This window comes from Pedobacter nutrimenti (assembly GCF_032678445.1).
Taxonomy (GTDB): Bacteria; Bacteroidota; Bacteroidia; order Sphingobacteriales; family Sphingobacteriaceae; genus Pedobacter; species Pedobacter nutrimenti_A.
The window spans coordinates 236,979-260,566 of record NZ_JAVTSQ010000005.1; the positions used below are offsets into that span (position 1 = coordinate 236,979).

Here is a 23,588-nt window from a genome sequence, read left to right on the forward strand (position 1 = left end):
TTGATCTAATTTCGAAAATAGACCATCTGAAAGTAGGTGGAGTTTTACGAAGAAGTAAAGATCAGATCGTCAGAAAAAAACAAAAATTATAGTCGTTTAGAAAAAAAAGGAAGTGAATTATGTCGGAAAATTCTGTACAGCTGCTTCAAGACTAACGATATCAAGCGGCTGAAGAAGCCGCAGATCTCTGAGGTCTTTCCGCAGCGTACGAAAATTTTCCGTAGCAAATCGCAGAGGAAGGAGGTGACCGGGTACTTTGCTTATTGAAGTTCTACGGGGTATGTGTTTTTTCCATTACTCCAGGTTCCGGTCAACTTTCCATTAGAAGGCAAAGAAAGCTGAAAAGTGGCAGGCGAATTATTTTCCTTACCGTCCATATTGTCTTCTTTCATTTTTAATTGTCCTTTCTCCATACTGCATCTGAGGTTGATCTCCTTTCCAACCTTGTCATAATAATAGGAGGCATAAATCCGGTCTTTGTAAATACGATCTATCACTAAAGTAATCGCATATTGATGATTGATCTTTCCAGTATAAAGCCCTTCACGAAAACCTTTTGCAATAGCTGGAGTACAGTTCGCATTTTTGGTGAGTAAAAGGCATTTACCATAAGCGTTCAGATAGGGTTCAAGAGACTTTATGCTTAAGCGGTTATTATAAACATCCGCTTTGTCTTCCAGGGCCTGGAAATAATGTTGCCCTGAACAAGACCTCCTGATGAGCAGCAATCCCTCCTTTTGGAATTTTAGATCATCGTCATTAACCTCATCCCCCTCCATATCGCTGAGACATTCGGAATAGGTCGTGTAAACAACTTTATTTTCTCCGGTAATATCTTTCAGCGTTTTGAGATAAGTCCCCAACCGCTTCTTACGATTAGAAACCACCATTTTATTCATAGCCTCGTATCCGGCATCCGTTAGCAGATCTCTGAATTTGATCAGTTTCCCGCTAGACGCATCAAAATTATAGACGTGTCCATATTCATTGAGTGAAGCCGAACTGTATTCTCCGTTCACCTCCACCGAAAAGATCTGGCTGGTATTGTTCAGAACGGTATACCTCAACCCGGTTACCCCCTGATTGGAGCCAGCAGCCGGCCTTATAGATTCAAAAGGGCTTTGCTTATACTTACCAGGAAGACTGTGCAGTTCAGCCCCATGTAAAAAAGTATTGATTTGCTTTTCAGCGAATGTTTTCCCAGTTAAAAGGAAAAAATCCAGATCTTCTTCACTAAATTTTTTAAGCTTAAAATGCTGCGCCTGAACGGACACAGAAAGCGTCAGAAACGCCAATACAATCCCCACTCTTTGTAGATAGATGTTCAAATTCATGTTGTTTTTCTTAGGTCAACAAAGATTAGAAATTTCTCTGGCTTAAGGGAGGTGATTGTTCGGAAAATTCTGTACAGCTGCTTCAAGACTAACGATATCCGGCGGCTGAAGGAGCCGCAGATCTCTGAGGTCTTTCCGCAGCGTACGAGAATTTTCCGTAGCAAGTTGCAGAGGAGGGTGGTGACAGGTAAGACGTATCAACTTCTATGCGCCCAGCCCGGACTCTCCCCCCAGCTAAGCGCCATAAAAAAAAATCAATATTACTCAGAGGAGACCTCAGCTTTCGAAGCAGGCCGCAAAGCGGCGCGCAGAAAGCGTAGTCTCCGAAGAGTATATTGATTTTTTATTTAATAGCTTACATTTCTAAACATCAATGCAGCCACGGTCAGATTTGTCCTGCTGTCCACCAATATCGCCGCTCCGTTTGCCTTATTCTCGGTATACAAGTCAAAAGGTAACTCATCGGCTGTTTTCAAAACCACACGTCCAATATCATTCAGCTTAAAATCATGCGCATCCTGTTTTTCAAGCGTATTGATATCCACTTTATACACAATCTCCCTGATCTTACATTTAGTAATCTTACTATTGTGCTGCAACAAATACGTAATACTGTCATCCAGCGGACGCGCATCCATCCAGCACAAATCAGCTTCAATCACCTGCGAACTCTGTGGCAAATGATCAGAATTCACCAATACATCACCCCTGCTGATGTCAATATTATCTTTCAGGTGAATTGTAACCGACTGTCCCGCAAAAGCCTCTACAGGTCTTTGATCAAAGATCTCTATCCGGTCAATCACAGAACTATGCCCCGAAGGCAACACCGTTACCTTATCATTGACGTTAAATGAACCACTTAGAATACGACCTGCATAACCACGGTAATCATGTAACTCGTCTGTTTGTGGCCGGATCACCCACTGTACCGGCATCCTGGCCAGGTTGTAAGGCAGCGCATCTTCCACATCCACACTCTCCAGAAAATGCAGTAAACTCCTGCCCTGATACCATTGCATATGCTCAGACTCATTGACTACATTATCCCCTTTCAAGGCGCTGACCGGAATGAAGGTCACCTCCTTTAGGTTAAGTTCAGCCGCTAAAGCTTTATATTTTTCGGTGATCGCATGAAATACAGTTTCACTGTAGCCCACCATATCCATTTTGTTTAAGCAGACCACTACATGTTCTATCCCCAGCAAAGAAACCAGGTAAGAATGCCTGATGGTTTGTTCCACCACACCATTACGGGCATCAATCAGGATAATGGCCAGTTTCGCCGTCGAAGCACCAGTAACCATATTTCTGGTATACTGGATATGACCAGGGGTATCAGCGATAATAAACTTACGTTTTTCCGTCTGGAAATATTTATAAGCGACATCAATGGTAATACCCTGTTCCCGCTCTGCCCTCAAACCATCTGTTAAAATGGCCAGATCAATTGTACCGTCATCATTTTTACGGTTACTGGCCTGTAATGCCTCCAGCTGGTCAGCCAGGATGGAATCTGTATCATATAACAAGCGGCCAATCAAGGTACTTTTACCATCATCAACACTACCTGCGGTAAAAAATTTCAATATATTCATTAAAAATATCCTCCTTTCTTACGGTCTTCCATAGCGGCTTCCGATACTTTATCGTCCATTCTGGCACCACGTTCACTAATTTTAGACGCACTGATTTCGGCAATAATGTCATCCAGTTCGGTCGCCTCTGAACTTACCGCAGCAGTACAACTCATATCACCTACTGTACGGAAACGCACTTTTTTGCGTTCTACTATATCCTCCTCATCCATATTTAAAAAAGGAGAAGCCGCCATCAACTGGCCATTTCTGGTAATACAATCTCTTTCATGGGCAAAATAAATAGAAGGCAATTCCATTTTCTCTCTCTTAATGTAATTCCACACATCAAGCTCTGTCCAATTGCTGATCGGAAAAACCCTTACATTCTCCCCCTTATGGATCCGGCCGTTGTAAATGTTCCAAAGTTCCGGGCGCTGGCGCTTTGGATCCCACTGCCCAAACTCATCCCTGACAGAAAAAATACGTTCTTTTGCCCTTGCTTTTTCTTCATCTCTTCTCGCTCCGCCAATACAGGCATCAAAACCATATTTAGCAATGGTATCCAGTAAAGTCACGGTTTGCAAAGCATTTCTGCTGGCATTTTTTCCTGTCTGTTCAATCGCTTTCCCCTCATCAATAGATTCCTGTACATAACCCACAATCAGTTTTTCACCGATTCTTTCAATCATCTGATCACGAAAAGTGATGGTTTCTTCAAAATTATGGCCTGTATCTATATGAACCAGTGGAAAAGGAAATTTTCCAGGCCGGAATGCCTTTTCTGCCAGACGAACCAGCGTAATAGAATCCTTGCCTCCGGAAAATAACAAAGCTGGTTTTTCAAACTGACCTGCTACCTCACGTAAGATGTGAATGGCCTCCGCTTCCAGCTCATCTAAATAATCTAAATTAACCTTACTCATATCTTATTTCTTATTGTTGAGTGGCATGTAAACCACATTCTTTTTTTGACTGATCTTCCCACCACCATCTTCCGGCGCGGAAATCTTCTCCTTCTCTCACTGCACGGGTACAAGGTGCACAGCCAATGCTGGGGAAACCTTTATCGTGCAAGGTATTGTATACCACATTATTTTCTTTAATATAGGCCTTTACTTCATCCAATGTCCAGTTGAACACCGGATGAAATTTTAACAGCTGATTGCCTTCGTCCCATTCAATATTGCTCATATCGTGGCGGTTCAGAGACTGCTCGGCCCTGATTCCGGTTACCCAGATTTTTTTACCGTTTAAGGCCCGCTTTAAGGGCTCTATTTTGCGGATGTGACAGCATTCTTTCCGGTTTTCTACAGATTCATAAAAGCTGCTTGGCCCTTTCTGATCAACCATAGCCTGCAAAGATTCCGCTTGTGGAAAGTAAGCGTGAATTTTCTTTTTATAAATCTCCAGGGTACGGTTCCAGACATAATAAGTTTCCGGAAACAATCTCCCGGTTTCCAGTGTAAACACCTCGATTGGAATATCATTTCTGAAAATCAAGTCGGTAATCACCTGATCTTCCCAACCAAAGCTGGTAGAAAAGGTAATTTCTCCGGGATATTTCTGTGCAAAATACTGAAGTGACGCTACCGGGTCCAGGCCCTGTATATCTTTCGCTATATCTGCTAAATACGTATTCATTGTCTTAAAACAATTTTAAAATAAAACCAAAGATGCTGCGCAGACTCACCAGGATCACAATAATCCCTACGGCCACCATAATGGTTTTCACCGAGATCTTATTGGATACCCTTGCTGCAATAGGTGCTGCCAAAGCACTGCCAATAACCAGGCCTGCAACCGCTTCCCAGTGGGCACCGTTCAACATCGTTAAAAAAGTTAAAGAACTCATCGAAGCTATAAAAAAACGGGTAATTTTCACCGTTCCTAAAGAAAATCTTGGATTTCTGCCTCCGGCGATTAAGCTGGACAAAACAATAGAGCCCCAGCCCCCTCCGCCTACCGCATCAATAAAGCCACCAAACAGCCCTAATAAAGAGATTTTTTTGATCTTTCCTTTTGCAGTTGGTTTGCCGGCTTTATAGGCTTTGGATAAAATCACCCCTCCCAGAATTAAAGTATAAATGGAAACCAGCGGTTTGGTGTACTGGCTGTAATGTTCCAGTGAAGACAATAGATAAGCCCCGGCAACCGCGCCCAGAATACCAGGAATGATCAGCAAACGGAACAATTTCCAGTTTACGTTACCCATTCTATAATGCATCCAGCCCGCAATTCCATTACTCAGGATCTCCGACAAATGGACCGCCATACTGGCCGATGCAGGTGGAATACCCATAGCAAGAGAAAAAGAAGTAGAGGTTACCCCATACGACATGCCTATAGCACCATCAATCATCGCAAAAACAAATCCGCCCAGTAAAAACCAGTAGAATACAGGATTCAGGTTGAGCAGGAAAGCTTGAAACTCTGGTTCTTTATGCCAAAAAACAGCAATGACCACAGAGATCGACAATACAATGGTAATCCAGACCAGCCATTTAAAGTTCAGTCTCATCGCCCTGCTTTTCTGATCTTCGACCAGTAAAGAGGTGACTTTATTGAGCTTCTTAACCTTATCTGTAAAATCGCCTTCTAGTTTATTTCTGAGTTCCTGCATCTGTTGAAGAGTTATATTTAATTCGTCGGGTAAACCATCATTTAAAGTTTCTTTCAGTCTTTTGGCAATCGTAGGCGATTTTCCATTGGTGGATATCGCAATTTTCAAGTCTCCTTTTTTAACTATGGAGCCGAGGTAAAAATCACACAACTCGGGTTTGTCTGCAAAATTGGCCAGAATCTTACGTTCCTTGGCTGCTGCACGGATCTGATCGTTTAAATCTGCATTGTTGGTGGCAGCAATAACCAGTTCAGCGGCATCCAGATCCTCAAGTTCAAAGGCCCTCTGGCTAAGACTTACATTTGGAAATTTTGCGGCCAGTTCTTTCAATTGCGGCAAGATTTCTAATGCAACCAAGCTGATCTTTGCCGAAGGGCTATTGTTCAGTAATGCAGATAATTTTTCTAATCCGACCGGCCCTCCGCCAACCACCAGGGTATGTAAAGTATCTAGCTTAATAAAAACGGGAAATAACTGGTTGCCTTCCAAATTGTCTGTTGCTTAGAGTTCTTCTTTTAATGCTTTGTAAAAATCTTTGATGGGCTGGAAAGAAGGATGTAAAGAAACTACCTCTCCAAAAACGAGTAAGGCTGGTGCTTTGATCCCTTTTTCCAAAACAATTTCTTCAATGGTATCTACAATTCCGATCGCCAGTTTTTCCTCTTCAGTGGAACCACTTTGAATGGCCGCTACAGGAAGCTTGTTTTTTCCTTCATTCTGGAAAAGTTTTACAATTTCTTTCAGTTTACCCAATCCCATCAGCACCACGACAGTCGCTTTCGTCCTTGCAGCTTCATAAAGGTCGTTGGAAATGGCACCCGATGCTGTTGTACCAGTTACCACCCAAAAGCTTTCACTTAAGCCCCTGTGGGTTACCGGGATTTGCTGAAGCCCTGGAACAGAAATGGAGCTGGAAAGACCAGGGATAACCTGTACCGGAATGCTGTATCCGGCCGCATAATCCAGTTCTTCATAGCCTCTTCCAAAAACAAAGGGATCTCCGCCTTTCAAACGCACCACATGCCCGTAATTCAAGGCATAGTCCACCATCAGTTTATTGATCTTATCCTGAGATAAGGAGTGCTCTCCTGATCTTTTACCAACATAAATCCGTATCGCATCTGCATGTCCGTAATCCAGGATCGCTTCGTCTACCAAAGCATCGTAAAGGATCACATCTGCTGATTTCAAAGCATTAGCCCCTTTCATCGTGATCAGTTCCGGATCTCCCGGACCTGCACCAACTAAAGTGATTCTGGGTTCTTTGAACCCTGTTTTTTGTGTAATCATTATTGAAACGCCCCCTCTCTTTTTGCTTTCATTTCCAGATAGAACCTTTCTGCAGCCTCCAGGTAGGAGGTTGCAAATTGTTCAGTCGGTTCATTCTTATTGATTTGCAGTACCAGATCACTGAAACTGCCGTTTAGTTGTACTTCTCCGCTGTCTATATAATTGGCATCAAACTCACGGATTACTCCGGCTTGTGTACTGCTGTTGACACCTTTATCCAGTAACAAAGCTTTTGCGGTATTGACTAAAACACTGTAGGTATGATAGATGGCATCTGCCCAGGCACCTGCCTCATAAGATCTTCTTGCCCAGCCCAGTTTTTCTTCCCCCTCTAATAACAGGGTCGCAACCAGGTCGATCACTACACCGGCACATTCGCCTACACCAATCGCAGTTTCAAAAGTTTCTTCATGCCCCCAGTCTACATATTCCTCGTCTTTCAGATTGGTCAGATCAGCCAATGGTTTCAGTAACTGATAAAAATGATCCTTGGTCAAACGATCGTAATACTGATGAAAAGTTTCTCCTTCTTCCGCATTACCGTGATAATCATCCAGCACTACTCTTAAAACAGAGGTTGCTCTTTTTGATGGAACTTTGATCACACGCTCTGATACCCGGCCTTCACCGTCTCCTACTGTTCCACCACCCAACATCACCTGAACGGCAGGCACTACTTTGCCGTTGGCTTTAACTGAACTGCCATGAAAACCAATATGCGCCAGGCCATGCTGACCACAGGAATTCATACAGCCACTGATTTTCACTTTGATGTCTTTATCATAGATTAAATGCGGGTATTCTTCATACACCAGTTCTTCCAGTGTAGCTGCGAGCGACATACTGTTGGAAATACCCAGGTTACAGGTATCCGTTCCGGGGCAGGTGGTAATGTCTGCAATACTGTCAAAACCTGGAGCAGCAAAGCCCAGTGCATTTAACTTTTCAAACAAAACCGGCAAAGCCGCCTTGCGTACAAATTTCAGCAGCAGGCCTTGATTCTGTGTAATGCGAATCTCGTCGGCAACATAAGGTTGTATGGCAGCTACAAGTTCTCTGGCCATGAAGGTACGGATATCTCCTATCCTTACTTTAATATAGACGCCGTAAAAACCTGTTTGTTTTTGCTCAAACACGTTGGTGGCCAGCCAATGCTGATAAGCTGGTGTACCTTCTGCTTCTGTTGCTTCAACCTCTAAAACTGGTGGAGGTTCAGGCAATGGAACGGTATTCAGGTCAATTTTAAAACTTTTGGATTTATTGGCTGTACGTTCTTCATCTACCAGTCTTAATACCTCATCCAGTCCAAGCTTTTGAACCAGATATTTTAAACGTGCTTTATTCCGGTTATTTCGTTCTCCATAACGATCAAATACACGCAATACAGATTCTGTATAAGGAATGATCTGATCTTCTGGAAGAAACTCATGTACCGGATGGGCTAAAAATGGTTGTGCCCCTAAACCTCCTGCAAACAAGACCTTAAACCCGCGTTCTCCTTTTTCATTGATCTTTGGAATAAAACCCAGATCATGAATATAGCTGAATGCTGTATCTTTCTCTGTAGAAGAAAAGGAAATTTTGATTTTCCGGCCCATTTCCTGGCAAATCGGATTTCTCAGGAAATAAGAAAATACAGCATGTGCATAGGGTGAAACATCAAAAGGTTCTTCCGGATTAATGCCAGAATCTGGTGAAGAGGTTACATTTCTAACGGTATTTCCACAAGCCTCACGCAAGGTAATATCATCTCTTTCCAGTTGGTCCCAGAGCTCTGGTGTTCTGTCCAGGCTCACATAATGCATTTGGATATCCTGCCTTGTGGTCAAATGCAGGTTGCCGCTACCGTATTCATCGGCTACATCAGCTATTTTAAGCAGTTGCCTGAAAGTGACTTTACCAAAAGGCAGCTTAATGCGGATCATTTGCACCCCAGGTTGTCTCTGGCCATAAATCCCTCTGGCCAGGCGGAGGCTCCTGAATTTTTCATCATGGATAAGACCTTCCCTGAAGAGACGGATCTTTTTTTCAAGATCAATGATATCCTGCTCTACGACAGGATTTTCAAGTTCTGTTCTAAAACTTTGCATGTTTATTCTAAGTTTTTGATTAAAAAAAAACTTCCCCGTTGGTTAGACCGAAGAAGTTCTTATATATTTTACCCCATAACAGTCTTAAGCTCTGCGCTTACAACACAGGAACATCATATCATTTTTAATCATGGTTGTTTTGTTCATAGTACAAATATATAAAGTATATAGAATATATAGTCTTTGTAGGTGAAATTATTTTATATATTTTTCAGAAAAGGCTATAAACCTATCATACAGGCTACTGTATAACAAGAAAGCCTTCCGAATTTTACAATAGAAAAACAGGGCAGCACCTAGCTTTGGAAAAACTTATGAAAATAAAGCAGCTGATAAGTGATGGCATTGGACCAGTAATCCCAGTTGTGGCTGCCCGGGCGGATAATAAAATCATGAGGAATATTATTATAGAGCAGCTTCTCATGAAATTTCAGGTTAACCTGGTAAAAGAAATCGTCTTTTCCACAATCAATGATAAGAGACAGTTGATGTTTACTGAGCAGGGGCAGCATCTCGGTTACACTGTTTGCGGTCCATCGTTCCGGGTATTGAGCATAGGTACCCAAACGTTTAGAGATGTTCCAGTTGTCGGGGAAAGGTCGCAGGTCAAGGCCTCCACTCATGCTTCCGGCAGCACCAAAAATATCCTGATGCTTAATCGCCAGGGAAAGCGCGCCATGTCCGCCCATACTCAGTCCGGTAATGGCCCTGCCTTTCGGGGAGGCTATTGTTTTATAATGCTGATCCATCCAGCCCACCAATTCAGAGCTCACATAGGTTTCATATTTCCAGCTGGAGTCTTCCGGGCTGTCCAGGTACCAGCTAGACACATTTCCGTCCGCACAAACCACGATCATTTGATATTGATCAGCAACATCTTTAATGGCAGGAATATTCTTGATATAATCCTTATAACTTCCTCCGTGTCCATGCAAAAGATACACCACAGGAAAATGGGATTGAACTTCATACCCATCCGGCAAGACGACTACGGCTTTGATATTTTTCTTCATCGAGGGACTATAGGTGAGTACGGTATCTACCTTTGCCGCCCACAGGGATGTCGTTAAAAAAATCAGCAATAATGTTCCAAAGAGTCTGTTCATAGCAAGGTTCGGTTTATTTTGGTTAAGATATAAAATAGCTTCAAATTTTAGAAAAAAAGCATCAACTCCCTGCATTAAAGGATATTCACTACCTATTTTAGAAATTACATTCTTTTTTAGGTTATTAATTTTTTTTCGTAAAAATAAATAACACATTTAAAAGGAACTAATCCTTTTCATCATGAATTTTAGAGTAAAAACTACTGTATTCGCCTTAACGGTGATCATTTTTGGGGAAACCGGTTGCAGGAAAATCACACCTTCAGAGGAAAAGCCAATCGTCACTCCTCCTGTAAATAGCAGTCAGCTATTTATTCCGGTGAAACTGGAATCCAGCCAGCAACTGATACAGCTGAAATATCTTGAAAACTCGAACCTGCTTCTTACTGTAGAAGACAATACGGGTAGAAAAGAGCTGATCAAATACAATAAAAACAAATTGGCCTCCGGCTTTGAAATCTATGAAAACAATCAGCTTGTTTATTCATCTGATTATTTCCGGGATGCCGGTGGCAGGGTAAATACCATTAACCAGTTTAAAGTAAACGGCCCGGCATTTACCCCTACCGGTCATCTATCGATCGGATATGATTCTGATAACCGGATCGCACAAGTCAATACTTTTGATCTGCACGATCAACTAACGGAACACAAGATCTATACTTATGATCAGCAGGGCCATCTGATCCATTTCGAAACGGAAAAGCCCGCTCTTAAATCCGAGACCAGTATTTGCAATTATGACCAAAAAAAAGGGCTCTGCGATGCGGTCCCTAATGCGCTCTTGTTTACTATAGAAAGCAGGTACAAGTTCCTTTTCTACTCGGTTACAGGCAATTTATTAAGCAAAACTGCTATATCCACCGAGAAAGGCTATACCTGCAGCTATGAATACAATTCGCAAAGCCAACCCTCTAAACTAAATCTATTGGAAGGCAGCCTGAAGACCACCTTTACCCTGACCTACAAAACCCTCCCCTGATTTATAAGTTTACAAAAGCTGTTGGAAGACCTGCAGACTTGACGCTCGCCACACTCTTTCCTGCATTTGTCTTTACCCGGATAATGGCGCGGCCATTATAAAGCTGAACTTTTCTGGAACCGGTTGATGTGCCCTGATCCTGGATCAGACTGCCATCGCCGGTCAAAGAGAATTCCACCAGGTTCATTGCGTCCAGACAAAGTATGCCTTTTGAATCGAATGCTTTAACCTCCAGCGTGGCTATTCCGTCCTGTTCTCCTGCTTTTTGCAGCACGAGTTTGGTTGGCTTAGACCATTTATCACTTTGATATTCCTGTTCAATCTGATCAGTCACTGTTGTTTTTCCTTTTTTCGCAACCACCTTAAAGGTATATTTTCCTTTCACCATGGGCACCTGCCAGCGCAAACCTGCAGCCGGAAAATTCTGGCTGTTGCGCTTTTTCACACCGTAACTTTTGCCATTCACAAATAACTCCGCCTCATCACAGTTGGAATAGACTTTAACCATTTTTTCTTCTCCTTCCTCTCCCCACCGCACCGGCCAGCTGTGGCCATAAATATGTGCCATAGGCTGGGTTGTCCAGTAAGACTGGAAAACATAGAACGCTTCCTTCTTTGTGAAATCCCTTTCTATAACCCCCTTCTGATTGACATAAGGAACCGGGTTTTCCGGCCTCACCGGGGTTGAGAAATCCTTAAACGGCCAGTAAGCTGCACCACTTAACCAGGGCATGGTTTCCTGTTCTTTCAAATGCCAGTCGATCAGGTTACTGATATAGCTTTCGCTCCAATCGCCATCTTTGGATACCCTTGCCGCACCACCATAAAGGGAGGCATCTCCGGCACGTTCATCTGCTCCGCCACCAGTTTTAATTTTACTTAAGGCATTGTCGGGGTTCTCCGAATGTCTTCTGGCATGGCTGTCTCCTCCCCATTCCACATGCAAAAAATGATCTACTTTATTAAATTCTTCTTCACTAACGGCTTTATATTCCGTGTAATTCCCCCGGTACCAGCCTGCCCAGATGGAGGGAGAATATACATCCACTATATCCCTGCAGAAATCACACCTGCGGATGGCTGTTTTTCTGGAAGGGTCCAACTGGTGTGAAAGATCGTTGAGTTCTTTCATAAAAGCTCTGATTTTCTGCTGATCAAACTCAGGAAAATCACCCGGCCAGTCGTTCTCATTTCCCATTCCCCAGATAATAATGGAGGGGTGGTTGTAATGCTGTTCTACCATATGGGTCAGCATCCTTTTGGCCTGGTCCTGATAGATCTGTCCGCCCAAACCTCCTCTGCACCATGGAATTTCTTCCCAGACCATGATCCCCAGGCTATCGCACAGGTTGAGTACGATTCTCGATTGCTGATAATGACCCAGGCGGATAAAATTTACACCCATTTCCTTCATCATCTTGATTTCCGTCCGGATCATATCTTCGGTCATGGCGGCTGCAACATCAGCATGATCTTCATGGCGGTGCGTTCCGCGCAGAAGCAATCGCTTACCGTTCAGCATGAAAGGTCCTTTTTTCACAAACTCAAAATTCCGGAAACCTATCTTTTCCTCCTTTTTCACCGTTTCTCCCCTGGCGGTTATACTTAAGTTTACCGTATACAGTTGAGGGACATCAGGCGACCAGAGTTTCGGCGATTTGACCTGGATACTGCTCAGCAAAGAATCGCTTTTAAACGTATTCAACTGCTTGCTAAAATTATAAACTACCTTTCCTGAAGGATCGCTCACACTGATCTTGACCATTGCCGAAGCGATCTGATCAGGATTGTATAATCTGGCTTTAACATCCAATTTACCGCTCCCCCCTTTTGCACCTACCTCTGTATGGGCAAACAGTTTATCCACAGATAAGGCCGGTGTATATACCAGGTTTACATATCTGTAAAGACCTCCATATACATTAAAATCTGACAAATTCGAAGGAATCATTTCCAGGTCTCTGGAATTGTCACACCGGATGATCAGGGGAACCTTACCTTTAAACTGGGCCTGAAATTCAGGTCTTTTTTTAAATGCATCGACAGCCTCGGTCAGATCAGCAGTCCATTCATCATAGCCTCCCGTATGTTCGGCTACTTTAGTGGTATAGAGATATACTTTTGTTTTCTGGCCGGCACCTTCAAAATGAAGCAGGGTCCGCCCTTTTGCATAAGGATTATTCACATCCAGCATGATGCGGTACCAGCCAGGTCCCTGATAGTAATTTACATCGGGATCTACGGCATCATGTGCATTAAAACAATGTGGCAGATTTACTTTTTGCCAAACAGGAACACTTTCCGGATTGCCCTCTTTAACGGGCCTTACAGCTTCCCAAATCCCCCCCAGATCTCCTTTAAGGTATTCCCAGTTCTGGATGAGCCGTTTGGAGGATTGCGCATGAAGTAACGGACTGCACAGGATCAGTAAGATCAAAAGTAAATTTCTCTTCAACATATCTCAAAGTTAACCAAAGCGCTACCTTAACACTCTGCAAAATTGGCAAAAGATTCAATTTTTTCAACCTACCTTTAGGGAATTAAAAATATTTTATGGATTCCATTCCAATATAATGCCGCTTTGTTCCTAAATTACAAAGGTTATTTGCGAAAAGAGAGTTATGCACAGCTGCCACTGAAATGGGATTAAAAATTGTAAAATTTATTTTTTTTGGAAACTACTTTGTTGGCCTGCTTGCTCTCGCGTTAACCACAGAATCTACCCTTCAGCTTAAACTGCCTTTCAACTCTTTGTGGTACTATATCCTGATTTCCCTGGTACCCGTGGTGTACTACACCTATGCCTACATGGGCGTCAATAAGTTTTCTTCTGGCCTTAATCCAAGATCAAAATGGTATTCAGAGCATCAGTTTACTGTTAAATGGAGTCAGTTGATCCTGGGCTCAGCCAGTATATTGATCTTCCTGTATTTGTTTTTCCATAACTTTTATGCAATTTTTCATCTTCCGGTCATTTACTGGATCGTTGTATCTATCCTGCTCCTGGCAGCAATATTGTATTATGGCCTGCTTCCTTCTTACTTTTTCAACCTCAATTTAAGAAACACGGGCTGGTTGAAGCCTTTTGTGATTGGTTTTGTCTGGGCCTGCACAGTCAATATTATACCGCTGGTGGTGCTTAGAATTGAAACAGGCATCAATGGAGCCGAAGGTATTTTCTGGATATGGCTGTTCATAAAGAACTGGATGTTCTGTACGGTTAACGCCATTATGTTTGATATGAAAGATTATGCAATTGACGCCAACAGGGAACTGAAAACCTTTACCGTTAGAATGGGCCTGAGGAAAACCATTTTTAATGTATTGATTCCTTTGTTGCTGATCGGAATGCTTTCATTGTGCATTTTTGCATATCTCAAACACTTCCTGCTGATCAGTGTGGTCTTAAACCTTGTTCCCTTTGTACTGACCACAATTGTAGCTTATTCCATGAACAAGCGAAAAAATATCCTCTTTTACCTGATCGTCATTGATGGATTGATTTTAGTGAAGGCCTGCTGTGGAATAGCAGGCGTATTAATCCGGTAAAACCATTTTTGCGCAGTATTGTTATGTAAAAACTATGGAACCATTTGATATCCAGATCGACATTTCAGGAAACATCAGCACATTGCTGGTTTTTCCAGACCCTTATGAGCCCATCTATGAGGTTTATGAAGACAAAAACCGCCTTGGTGTGGTTTATAAAGACACCGAGAACAACAACTGCTGGTGTTCTGATGAGCCCATTCCAATGGAAATCATTAATCTGATCGGCAAACAGATCGACGCTTATGAGGCCCCTGCAGAAGGCGTTTAGCCGAAAACAGATTTCGCTTTTTGAATGGCTTTCTCCAGATCAATCCCTTTACCCAATACGCCTTTAAACAAGTCTCCTTTTACTTTCAACCGGTCTGCTGTGTTGAAAATCGTAAAATCCTGCATTTTTAAACCAGACTTTACTTCGTCCCAGTGCAGCGGCATAGATACCGTGGCACCTGGTTTAGGGCGAAGAGAATAGGGACCAGCGATAGTTGCTCCCGGCCTGTTTTGCAAAAAATCCAGATACATCTTTCCTTTTCGGTTAGCCACCATTCTTTCCAGACTGGTATATTCCGGAATCTGTTTATGAACCAGATTCACAATGATCCGGGCAAACATCTGACTCTGATCGTAAGTGTATCTGGCCCCTAGTGGAATATAAATATGCATACCGGTTGATCCTGATGTTTTACAGAAAGAAGGCACATCGATAACATCCAGTACCTTTTTCACCTCGAGCGCCGCGGCAATGACCTGATCAAACGTGTTCTTATCTGGATCGAGATCTATGACACAGTAATCGGGCTGATCCGGAGATTCTACCCGGCTGAACCAGGGATTCATTTCAATACAACCCAGAGAGGCCATCCACAATAATGTTGCCTCATCGGCACCAACCAGATACTCTTTTTCTTCTCCTTCACTGGTGGTATAAGGAAAGGTCTTAGCCCATTCTGGTGCCGTATTGGTCACATCTTTCTGGTAAAATCCTTTTCCATGAATTCCTCCTGGAAAGCGGTTCAGTGACATGGGCCGGTCTTTCAGATAGGGTAAAATATATTCGGCAACCTGGTAATAATAATTAAACAGGTCGCGTTTGCTCACCTTATCTTCGGGCCAGTAGAGTTTGCTCAAATGGGTGAACTTCAATTCATGCCCGCAAACCTTTCGAACCTGTGTTTCATCTTTGGGGTTCAACAGTGTTTTTCTTCCTTTATCTTTAGGCGGTATTATGGCCTCCTGATGCCGTTCTGCAGCTTCTTTTTTCACAATCTTTTCTGTCTTTTCCAAAATATCTTCTTTCGGCGCAGCTGTTTCCCGCAGCACCTCTTTTGCTTTCTTGTCTATACGCATCCCTTTAAAAGAGGGGTGCCGGAATACGCCATCAGCCGTTACTTCTGAAAAAGCAACCTCACAAACCAGTTCCGGCTTGAGCCAGATGGCTTTGGCTTTTGGAGGATTTGGCCTGAACCTGGAAGGTTTATTCACATCCGGAATTTCTTCAAAAGGGCTTTTATCTGTAATTAAGGGCTTAAATTCAGCCATCATTTCCTTTTGTACCTGATCGTTAAACCCTGTACCCACCTTCCCCGCGTATTGAAGTTTTCCATTTTCATAAACACCCAGCAACAAGGAGCTGAAGGCTTTAGGGGTGTCGGCATTCTTCGTGTAACCCGCAATCACCACTTCCTGCCTTTTATGCACCTTAATTTTGACCCACTCCTTTGAACGGTAGTTATAAGAATAGGTGCTGTCTTTTTTCTTTGCAATAATTCCTTCGAGCCCCATTCGCTCTGCAGCCGCATAAAAATCTATACCACTGGCATTAAACACCTTGCTTAAACGCACCCGGTCATCCTGTTGTGGCAAGACAGCCTTCAAAATATCCTGGCGCTTATACAAAGGCAGTTCTCTCAGGTCTTTACCCTCATACCACAACAGATCAAACACATAATAAACCAGTTCTCCGTCAGCTTCACTTCTCCAGTTCTGAAGATCTCCAAAATTAGAAACCCCTTTATCATTTAAAACCAAAACCTCACCATCCAATACGGCATTGATCTTCCAGCCCTCCAGTAACTCATGGATCGGGTAAAATTTATCATTAAAACTTTTCTTATTTCTGGATAGGAGTTCCACTTTCCCGTTATTCAGATAAGCCAGAGCACGGTATCCATCCCATTTTACCTCATATTGCCAATCAGGATCATCAAAGGGCCCATCGACAAGGGTAGCCAGCATGGGTTTCTGGGGGCTGGGAAATTTCATTTTTGCTGCTTTTTTTAGCAGTGCTTTTATATCGGTTTGATTGCTGTGCCAAACCTTGTCGCTGCTCTTCTCCACCTGGGCAATGGTTTTATTGGAAAGTACGGATTTATCTTCTTTAGTGATGTCTTTCACCGATGCATAATCGTCATTATGTTTGATCAGCAGCCAGCTGTTCTCGGCCATCCCATGTGTTTTTACCAGGGCGAATTCGCCTTGTAACTTTTCTCCATAAAGCTTAAATTTCAATGAACCAGCTTCCAGCTGTTTGAGCAAAAACTTCTCCTGGGCTTTCTTTCCTTTAATTTCTTCTATAGGCTCATAGGTACCCTGGTCCCATACAATGACCGTTCCCCCGCCATACTCCCCTTTTGGAATCAATCCTTCAAAATTCCGGTAATCAAAGGGATGGTCTTCTACCATCATGGCCAGGCGTTTGGTCTTGGGGTCTGTAGAAGGGCCCTTGGGAACCGCCCAACTTTTCAGTACACCATCCATTTCCAGCCTGAAGTCATAGTGAAGCCGGCTGGCATCATGTTTCTGAATAACAAATAAAAGCTTTTCCTTGTCCTTGCTTTTTCCTGATTCAGGCTCTTTTGTTTTACTAAAATCGCGCTTGGCGCTGTATTTTTCCAGACTCATATCCCTGTAGGTTTGACTGCAGGGTTAACAATCCAAAAAATGATATGGTTTAGAATTTAATAAAAAGCAGGCTATTAAGCCCTTAAACGATTACTTCACTGGGTAAGATTCCGAAATAACGTTTAAAAGCCTCTGTTAAATGGCTCTGATGGTTAAATCCAACGGCCGCAGCCACCTGGCCAATACTTTTCCGCTCCTCCAGGATCAGCCTCCTGGCTTCCTCCATCCTTAAACGGGTCACATAACCATAAATGGTCGTCCCGTAATACTCTTTAAAACCCTTTTTCAACTTAAATTCATTCAGCGTTACCTGTTTGGACAACTCAATAATGGTTGGCGGATATTGGTAGGTGGCATCCAGGACATCCCGGGCATGTTCAATTTTTTTGAGGTCATTCTGCTTGATCAGATACTTGTCTACTTCTGCCCACGACTGCATCTGTTCCAGCTGCAACATCAGCAGCTCCAATATCTTGGCCTCTGTATGCAATCTTTTCAGTTCGCCGGTTCTTTTACATTCACAGATATCGTTGATCACCCGCTTCATTTCCGATGTAACAGAGAGGTCTTTGGCCGCAAAAGAGCTGTACTTCCCTTTAAGGATTTCTTTTACAAACGCTGAATGCAGCAGGGAGTGCTGATCTATCAAATGAAAATAATATTGTTTGGACATCACCAGCAAAAAATATTTATACTCCAGCTCCGGCATCATTGGATACTTTCCCTTTAAGGAGGGAATATATCGGATGTTGTGCCGGCTGCCCGTTCTTCTGCTGTTTTTGGGCGTATTCTTTTCCATGGACGAAGAAGATCCGTAGAAAATAAACTGGGAGGTAATGGCCTCACCCTCTACTTCTGAAATGACCTTAACGTGTTCATTAAACTGCATGGTAGAATGCACAAGAAATAAACCGCCGGCACTGAGCTGATAGTTAACGAGCTTTTCTGCCGGTAAGCTTTTAATGTTTACCTGCTTCTCGGATAGAGGCGTATGCGCAATGTAGAGTTCCGGAATTTCTTCTATAAACAGCCATTCATCTGATCCTTCTATTTTCGATTTGATTTTCATCTTTAATATTTATTTGCGCATCAGCTGATAAACTTCATTCATATAAATAGCCTCATCTATCGCAATTTTAAATTCTTCAAACTCGTCTTCCTCAAAAGCGAAGCAGATGTCATGATTGGGCGTATTCAACACAATGCGCTCTTCTCCATTAGGAAAGGGCAAGCTATTGTCTTCAAAAGGCAAGCTGTTCACCACTTCCCTAAAGGAGAGGAGGGCCTCTTCTGTAAAATTCAGCAGTAAATTATTATGCCATAAGTAATATACCCCACAGCCAGTGCAGCTGCTCAATACCGTGTTTCCCCTGCTGCTTAATACCCTTGTCTTACACATATTATTCTGTTTTTATAAGTTTCATTTCCTGTTTGATCATGCCTGAAAAAGATGGACTATTGCCAGACAACATTTGTACCCTGGGCCTCAAACCATTTCCTGGTTTGACAACACTGGCTTGCCGGCTGTTCAGCCCCGATTCAGTTTGTCCGATATCCTGTAATGCAGCCTGCAGACAGGATTCCTGCTGGTCTCCAAAATTATGTGTCACATCATCCTCGACAAGAACATCGGGAATAAAGCCATCAAAATAATCACTGTTTCCTTGTGCATTTTTGATCAAAAAACCTGCTGTATACAGGTTATACTGATCTATTCTGACACCGAAAAACCCAACCGGTTTTCCATAGCTCCGACTACCGATCAGTTTAACTTTAAAATAAGGCTTTAAAATATTGATCAGCATTTCACTGGCAGAGGCCGTTTCATTACCAATTAAAAAATAGAGGTTTTGGAGCGTCTGCAGGCTTCCGGCTTTAGCAAAATGATAGGTATTCCCTGTTACAGAAAAGTCTACATCCGCATAAGTTGCCCTTCGCCCGTTTAAATAGACCTCTTGTCCGTTTCCATCAAAATAAAGCTGGTTTTTCAAGATAGCTGCCTTTCCCTCTTGCATCAGGCTGTTGTACTGTTCACTGCACATCACTTTATTATTCAACGCATTTGTTGCCAGCAAATTGGCCAAATACCTGGCGGTTTCCACATAGCCCCCATGATTGTAACGAAGATCTATGATCATCGTTTCTATATGGCCACCAGCTGCAAAATCTGTAAAGGTTTTGTTTAATCCCTCCTTCGAGCTACTGAGCGGCGTAAACTGACGATAGACAAGATAAGCAACAGCTTTGTTTGCTACGCGAAGTATTTGCGCCTCTAAAACCGGATCACTATTATAGGAAGCCTTTTGAAGCTCGACTATTAAAGATAATCCATCTTGCCTAAGCAGGTCCAGCGTCAGAGAGGTTCCGTCCAAGCCAGCCAGTAAACTTGCAGAAGATGCCGATGTTCCGTTCACAAATCTGACCTGATCTCCCCTTTTTATACCCGCCATGGCCGCCGGAGAATTGGGATATACCAGTTTCACATAGAATTCCTCTCCAAACGAAGCGAACTCCAGCCCGAAATCATCACCATTTCCCTCCTTATCCAGGCTTGCGACAAAACCTCTGTTCCCTGTATAAAGATCAATAAAAGAATATTTAGGTACTCCGGGCAATACACCCTTTTCAAAGGGGAAACCTGTTAAAGTATTGATCTTATACTGACTAATGGCGTATAATGCCGCTTTAAAATTCTGAAGATCTGTTGCACCAGCAGTAAACTGTCGCGGACTGAACGCGGCGTAATCCGGCAAGGCATCATTCCATAAATAAGTTTGCCTGGCATACAGATAAATGGAGTCGAGCGTAAAGGCCGTTCTGCTGCCTGATGTTGGTGAAACCGGAGGCTCAGTTTCTACAACAGAAGGCTTCTTACAGGCGAATACCCCTGTAAGAAGCAACAAAAAGAGACCTTTATGCCTTGCCTTCACCATCCTGTTTTAAATCTTCACCTCCTCAAAAACTTCTGCAAAGCGGCTAAAAGTCTCATTGGCTGCATCCACGGCTAGTTTTACCTGTTCCGCATTCGTGGCCTGCGCATTTAAAACCGCCACAAAACTCCCCCATTTTTGGCCAGTCGCTTCCCCGTACCCAGAGAAAAAAGATACACCTTTAGTAATTCCACCTTTTTCGAGCATTTTCACAATGATGCTCCCACCCATAATAGAGCCCTCCATCACATATAATGCGCCAAGAGCCTCTAAATGATTGGTAATTTCCGGAAGGTTTATCGTTACCGGGTCATTGATCTGACCACCAAGTTCTTCTATATCCTTTTTCAGGTAAGAAGAATTTCGTCTGTCTTTGTAGTCAGGCAGCAATTCTTCTGTAATATAAGGCGCAATAGCTTGCTCTACCTGGCTGAAATAGGTGTAAAAATGGTTCAGGAAATCAGCATAATCTTCATTGCTCCTGATGGCCTTCAATTTTTGTACGACTTGTTTTTCTAAACTTAAATGCGATTCTTTTGTCGCTTCTTTGATCGTTGTACTTAGCATATCTTAATTTATTGTTTATAGTCTAAACTGGGATTGATATAAATTATTATTCTGTAATGATAATAGGAGAAATTGATCTTGGAGAATAAACCGCGCCACTTGTACCTGTTGCATTATGATCATAATAAACTAAAGGCAGGTAAAACTCGCCTGTAGAGTGTTCTGCTGGTATATCAACCAGGAGCCCCTGACCATCGGCAGAAACACTGACAATGTCTAATAAATTAGCACCGTCCAATGAAATCAGGGTAATCGTATTACCGGAAAGATTACGGAATGGTAAAGTAACTCTTGTACCTCTTTTGGCCCTTATCGGTTGGGCACTGGCGTTAAAGATATATGGAGGTGCAAAATCTGCTTGATCAATCGTAATAAAATCTGCTTTACTGGTGATAGACTTATCGCCGGTCACAATTTTTAATTTGTATTTGCCTGGCGCAGGAAGAGGAGTTTGATCGTAGGTATCTACAAAAAGATTTAACGCTGTTCTTCCGAGATCAACAATCATCAGCCTTACTTCCCGACCATTCCCATCCACCAGATAAGCCTTTGTTTTTTCCAGATCCGGAATAAGGTAGTTTACTTTACCATTTAAGTTGATCTGGTCGTATTGGTGAGTAGTTAACGGACTTTCATCATTCAGTTGAGGCGGAGCCTGATTGTTCACCACCTTCAATTTGTACACTAATGAAGTCCCGTTCTGTGCAGTTACCGTATAGCTCAAACCGTCTTTAAGCGCTACTTTTTTGCCTGATGCAGGAGAAATCCTGGCCCGTTCCGAAACTTCTATTACGGGTGATATAGAATCAGGGACACTGGTATTTCCAGGCCAGTACAGCGTCAGGGTTTGCTGATCTACCGCTACACTTAACTTGTGTCCGTTTTCGTCTGACACGGTGAACGATTTGATATCTGCAAAAGGATAGTCTATTTCATGGGTCGTTTTCTTACAGGAAGACCAGAACAGGCCTGCTGTTATCATTGCCGGGAGCGCGATAGTTGTTATTCGTTTCATTTCAGGTATAATTAAGGCAGTACAGTGATCTTAACAGGATATTTTAAAGCAGCTGTTTTACTATAGAATCTAACTTTTACCATGTAAATTCCAGATTCCAGACCTGGAGCAGCGGTATAGGAAAGCAGGTAATCCATACGGAGTGCAGTGGCCGATAATTTTGCACCACGGTTGTTATCAATTACATATGTTTTTTGATTCTGATCTGTTAAAGTAATTTTCAGGAGCTGCCGGTCAAGTTCCGCATTACCCGAAGGAATATCTCCCGACCAGTTGATGGTCAGATAATCATTTTTAAATTTATGGTCAAAAGTGAGTTCAGTCAGATCGGTTGCACTGGCACTGATCTCCTCCAGTTTGAAATCACCTTGTTGAACTTCAATGATCAGTTTGTAGGTTGCCTTGCTGCCATCCTTTCCGGTTACGGTATATTCTACTGTTTTTCCCTGATCAAATACATCCAGTAAATTCTCTACAAGTACGCCACTTGCCGGATTGATACTGGCGCCTTCTGAAACCTTAATCGTAGGCTGGAGAACAGTTAAATATAAATAATAAGGCAAATACAATTTAATGGTTTTCTCCGCATCATTCACTACACCTACCAGCGGATCTCCAGATACATTCGTAACCTGGTAAGACAGGATCCTGTTTTGCGCCTGAGCCGGTGGTTCAATGGTTTCCGTTTTTTTACAAGAGATGACCAGCATACTTATAACCAGGCTGGATGCGATTTTTAGTAATTGTTTAAATTTCATTTATATGGACATTAATGGTATTCATAACTGCCGGAAATTTAATTCCCGGCAGTTGATGCTGTTCAATCAAATAATTATGTATGTATAGAATGCTTACAACAATCTTTGGTAGTCAAGACTGTAGAAAGGATAATTGGTCGCATACGGTGTGCCTGCAGGCGTAGCATTGTAATAAATGCTGTTGATCCTTACTTTATAATTTGCACCGCCCGTTGTTTTTGAAATCAATATAATGGTACGGTTAGCCACAGCAGTAACTTGATGGTTACTGATCACATAATTGTACCACCCAATTGTGGTTCCGGTGTTGTATCCGATCACTCCGCCGGTTAACGCTGTTTTTGACGTAGATCCACTAACGGATCCAAAGGCAACATCAGTGTAATAAAGGTCAAACTTAGCACTGTTCACTACAAAATCGCCAGTAGCTGAACCCTGGAATTTAAAATCATAAGTACTTGAATTTCCTCCATCACTGTTTACTATACTATAATAATATGTACTGGCTTTTGAAGCCCATTTCGTCGTATCCGTTAAATCAGCAACGGTTCCCTGGTGGAAATTACGTACATTATATACCCCTGATACCAAAGCGATGGTTCCTTTTGTAGTGGCCTCTGTAAAAGCAGTTGGTGTACTGGTAACAGGCGAAACGGCAAGGCCATTAGCTGTGCTAAGTTTTGCATCAGCTGGTGCAGTAGAATTTTCTTTTTTGCATGAAGCAAGGACACTTAATGTCACAACGGCAATTGCCAGGGTTTTGATGTTAAAATTTTTCATTTTTAATGGATTTTCGCCACCTTTGCTCTTTATCAGCAAGCTGGCTGGTAAATAAAATTTGTTTAGTGCAGGAAATAGATAAGCCT

Annotated in this window: 20 protein-coding genes; 3 read left to right on the forward strand and 17 right to left on the reverse strand. The window is 42.6% G+C overall.

Features of this window, described 5'->3' with window-relative positions; all coding sequences use genetic code 11:
• Positions 1-260: 260 nt before the first annotated feature.
• The 8 genes from R2S08_RS10630 to R2S08_RS10665 all read right to left on the reverse strand — a co-directional run bounded on the left by R2S08_RS10630 (position 261) and on the right by R2S08_RS10665 (position 10,020).
• On the reverse strand, positions 261-1,334 hold the full coding sequence (locus tag R2S08_RS10630) for a hypothetical protein (RefSeq protein WP_316835159.1): 1,074 nt from the start codon (positions 1,332-1,334) through the stop codon (positions 261-263).
• Between the two features lie 347 nt (positions 1,335-1,681).
• Complete coding sequence (locus tag R2S08_RS10635; protein WP_133780567.1) at positions 1,682-2,932, reverse strand: sulfate adenylyltransferase subunit 1; 1,251 nt, start codon at positions 2,930-2,932, stop codon at positions 1,682-1,684.
• Positions 2,932-3,837, reverse strand: coding sequence for a sulfate adenylyltransferase subunit CysD (gene cysD / locus R2S08_RS10640; RefSeq protein WP_316835160.1), 906 nt, complete (start codon positions 3,835-3,837; stop codon positions 2,932-2,934). The genes R2S08_RS10635 and cysD overlap by 1 nt, the downstream gene beginning before the upstream one ends.
• 10 nt (positions 3,838-3,847) lie before the next feature.
• Positions 3,848-4,555 (reverse strand): phosphoadenylyl-sulfate reductase, encoded by a 708-nt coding sequence (locus R2S08_RS10645; protein ID WP_316835161.1) that lies wholly within the window; start codon positions 4,553-4,555, stop codon positions 3,848-3,850.
• 4 nt (positions 4,556-4,559) lie between these two features.
• Positions 4,560-6,023 carry a TSUP family transporter gene (locus R2S08_RS10650; protein ID WP_316835162.1) on the reverse strand — a complete coding sequence of 488 codons (1,464 nt, stop codon included), beginning with the start codon at positions 6,021-6,023 and terminating at the stop codon, positions 4,560-4,562.
• A 12-nt stretch (positions 6,024-6,035) separates the two neighbouring features.
• Positions 6,036-6,824 carry a uroporphyrinogen-III C-methyltransferase gene (gene cobA, locus R2S08_RS10655; protein WP_108550015.1) on the reverse strand — a complete coding sequence of 263 codons (789 nt, stop codon included), beginning with the start codon at positions 6,822-6,824 and terminating at the stop codon, positions 6,036-6,038.
• Positions 6,824-8,914 carry a nitrite reductase gene (locus R2S08_RS10660; protein WP_316835163.1) on the reverse strand — a complete coding sequence of 697 codons (2,091 nt, stop codon included), beginning with the start codon at positions 8,912-8,914 and terminating at the stop codon, positions 6,824-6,826. The genes cobA and R2S08_RS10660 overlap by 1 nt, the downstream gene beginning before the upstream one ends.
• A gap of 296 nt (positions 8,915-9,210) precedes the next feature.
• Positions 9,211-10,020 carry an alpha/beta hydrolase family protein gene (locus R2S08_RS10665; protein WP_316835164.1) on the reverse strand — a complete coding sequence of 270 codons (810 nt, stop codon included), beginning with the start codon at positions 10,018-10,020 and terminating at the stop codon, positions 9,211-9,213.
• 181 nt (positions 10,021-10,201) lie between these two features.
• Here R2S08_RS10665 and R2S08_RS10670 point away from each other — a divergent pair, with 181 nt between their 5' ends.
• A complete protein-coding gene (locus R2S08_RS10670; RefSeq protein WP_316835165.1) occupies positions 10,202-11,002 on the forward strand; it encodes a hypothetical protein in 801 nt (266 codons plus the stop codon).
• Position 11,003: 1 nt separating this feature from the next.
• Here the strand turns inward: R2S08_RS10670 and R2S08_RS10675 are convergent, their stop codons facing one another.
• A complete protein-coding gene (locus tag R2S08_RS10675; RefSeq protein WP_316835166.1) occupies positions 11,004-13,460 on the reverse strand; it encodes a glycoside hydrolase family 2 TIM barrel-domain containing protein in 2,457 nt (818 codons plus the stop codon).
• Positions 13,461-13,642: 182 nt separating this feature from the next.
• Here R2S08_RS10675 and R2S08_RS10680 point away from each other — a divergent pair, with 182 nt between their 5' ends.
• Positions 13,643-14,551 (forward strand): hypothetical protein, encoded by a 909-nt coding sequence (locus R2S08_RS10680; RefSeq protein ID WP_316835167.1) that lies wholly within the window; start codon positions 13,643-13,645, stop codon positions 14,549-14,551.
• 34 nt (positions 14,552-14,585) lie between these two features.
• The gene (locus tag R2S08_RS10685; RefSeq protein WP_316835168.1) at positions 14,586-14,822 is read left to right on the forward strand and encodes a hypothetical protein; all 237 of its coding nucleotides are present in this window, start codon (positions 14,586-14,588) and stop codon (positions 14,820-14,822) included.
• Here the strand turns inward: R2S08_RS10685 and ligD are convergent.
• The 8 genes from ligD to R2S08_RS10725 all read right to left on the reverse strand — a co-directional run bounded on the left by ligD (position 14,819) and on the right by R2S08_RS10725 (position 23,502).
• Positions 14,819-17,452 (reverse strand): DNA ligase D, encoded by a 2,634-nt coding sequence (gene ligD, locus R2S08_RS10690; RefSeq protein WP_316835169.1) that lies wholly within the window; start codon positions 17,450-17,452, stop codon positions 14,819-14,821. The two genes, R2S08_RS10685 and ligD, sit on opposite strands and share 4 nt — an antisense overlap.
• An 82-nt stretch (positions 17,453-17,534) precedes the next feature.
• Positions 17,535-18,521, reverse strand: a complete 987-nt coding sequence (locus tag R2S08_RS10695) for an AraC family transcriptional regulator (RefSeq protein ID WP_316835170.1) — start codon at positions 18,519-18,521, stop codon at positions 17,535-17,537.
• 9 nt (positions 18,522-18,530) lie between these two features.
• Positions 18,531-18,851: a DUF6686 family protein gene (locus R2S08_RS10700; RefSeq protein ID WP_316835171.1), complete on the reverse strand. Its 321-nt coding sequence runs from the start codon at positions 18,849-18,851 to the stop codon at positions 18,531-18,533.
• A gap of 1 nt (position 18,852) precedes the next feature.
• Positions 18,853-20,385 (reverse strand): S41 family peptidase, encoded by a 1,533-nt coding sequence (locus tag R2S08_RS10705; protein ID WP_316835172.1) that lies wholly within the window; start codon positions 20,383-20,385, stop codon positions 18,853-18,855.
• 6 nt (positions 20,386-20,391) lie between these two features.
• Complete coding sequence (locus R2S08_RS10710) at positions 20,392-20,949, reverse strand: biliverdin-producing heme oxygenase (protein ID WP_316835173.1); 558 nt, start codon at positions 20,947-20,949, stop codon at positions 20,392-20,394.
• Between the two features lie 46 nt (positions 20,950-20,995).
• A complete protein-coding gene (locus R2S08_RS10715; protein WP_316835174.1) occupies positions 20,996-21,964 on the reverse strand; it encodes a hypothetical protein in 969 nt (322 codons plus the stop codon).
• A gap of 11 nt (positions 21,965-21,975) precedes the next feature.
• Positions 21,976-22,722 carry a hypothetical protein gene (locus R2S08_RS10720; RefSeq protein WP_316835175.1) on the reverse strand — a complete coding sequence of 249 codons (747 nt, stop codon included), beginning with the start codon at positions 22,720-22,722 and terminating at the stop codon, positions 21,976-21,978.
• 93 nt (positions 22,723-22,815) lie between these two features.
• Complete coding sequence (locus R2S08_RS10725; RefSeq protein ID WP_316835176.1) at positions 22,816-23,502, reverse strand: hypothetical protein; 687 nt, start codon at positions 23,500-23,502, stop codon at positions 22,816-22,818.
• Between the last annotated feature and the right edge of the window lie 86 nt (positions 23,503-23,588).

What these genes read in the sequence shown, in the direction of transcription:
- R2S08_RS10630 (WP_316835159.1), bottom strand. Translation starts at nt 1,334, where the DNA reads ATGAATTTGAACATCTATCTACAAAGAGTGGGGATTGTATTGGCGTTT.
- R2S08_RS10635 (WP_133780567.1), bottom strand. Translation starts at nt 2,932, where the DNA reads ATGAATATATTGAAATTTTTTACCGCAGGTAGTGTTGATGATGGTAAA.
- cysD (WP_316835160.1), bottom strand. Translation starts at nt 3,837, where the DNA reads ATGAGTAAGGTTAATTTAGATTATTTAGATGAGCTGGAAGCGGAGGCC.
- R2S08_RS10645 (WP_316835161.1), bottom strand. Translation starts at nt 4,555, where the DNA reads ATGAATACGTATTTAGCAGATATAGCGAAAGATATACAGGGCCTGGAC.
- cobA (WP_108550015.1), bottom strand. Translation starts at nt 6,824, where the DNA reads ATGATTACACAAAAAACAGGGTTCAAAGAACCCAGAATCACTTTAGTT.
- R2S08_RS10660 (WP_316835163.1), bottom strand. Translation starts at nt 8,914, where the DNA reads ATGCAAAGTTTTAGAACAGAACTTGAAAATCCTGTCGTAGAGCAGGAT.
- R2S08_RS10665 (WP_316835164.1), bottom strand. Translation starts at nt 10,020, where the DNA reads ATGAACAGACTCTTTGGAACATTATTGCTGATTTTTTTAACGACATCC.
- R2S08_RS10670 (WP_316835165.1), top strand. Translation starts at nt 10,202, where the DNA reads ATGAATTTTAGAGTAAAAACTACTGTATTCGCCTTAACGGTGATCATT.
- R2S08_RS10675 (WP_316835166.1), bottom strand. Translation starts at nt 13,460, where the DNA reads ATGTTGAAGAGAAATTTACTTTTGATCTTACTGATCCTGTGCAGTCCG.
- R2S08_RS10680 (WP_316835167.1), top strand. Translation starts at nt 13,643, where the DNA reads ATGGGATTAAAAATTGTAAAATTTATTTTTTTTGGAAACTACTTTGTT.
- R2S08_RS10685 (WP_316835168.1), top strand. Translation starts at nt 14,586, where the DNA reads ATGGAACCATTTGATATCCAGATCGACATTTCAGGAAACATCAGCACA.
- ligD (WP_316835169.1), bottom strand. Translation starts at nt 17,452, where the DNA reads ATGAGTCTGGAAAAATACAGCGCCAAGCGCGATTTTAGTAAAACAAAA.
- R2S08_RS10695 (WP_316835170.1), bottom strand. Translation starts at nt 18,521, where the DNA reads ATGAAAATCAAATCGAAAATAGAAGGATCAGATGAATGGCTGTTTATA.
- R2S08_RS10700 (WP_316835171.1), bottom strand. Translation starts at nt 18,851, where the DNA reads ATGTGTAAGACAAGGGTATTAAGCAGCAGGGGAAACACGGTATTGAGC.
- R2S08_RS10705 (WP_316835172.1), bottom strand. Translation starts at nt 20,385, where the DNA reads ATGGTGAAGGCAAGGCATAAAGGTCTCTTTTTGTTGCTTCTTACAGGG.
- R2S08_RS10710 (WP_316835173.1), bottom strand. Translation starts at nt 20,949, where the DNA reads ATGCTAAGTACAACGATCAAAGAAGCGACAAAAGAATCGCATTTAAGT.
- R2S08_RS10715 (WP_316835174.1), bottom strand. Translation starts at nt 21,964, where the DNA reads ATGAAACGAATAACAACTATCGCGCTCCCGGCAATGATAACAGCAGGC.
- R2S08_RS10720 (WP_316835175.1), bottom strand. Translation starts at nt 22,722, where the DNA reads ATGAAATTTAAACAATTACTAAAAATCGCATCCAGCCTGGTTATAAGT.
- R2S08_RS10725 (WP_316835176.1), bottom strand. Translation starts at nt 23,502, where the DNA reads ATGAAAAATTTTAACATCAAAACCCTGGCAATTGCCGTTGTGACATTA.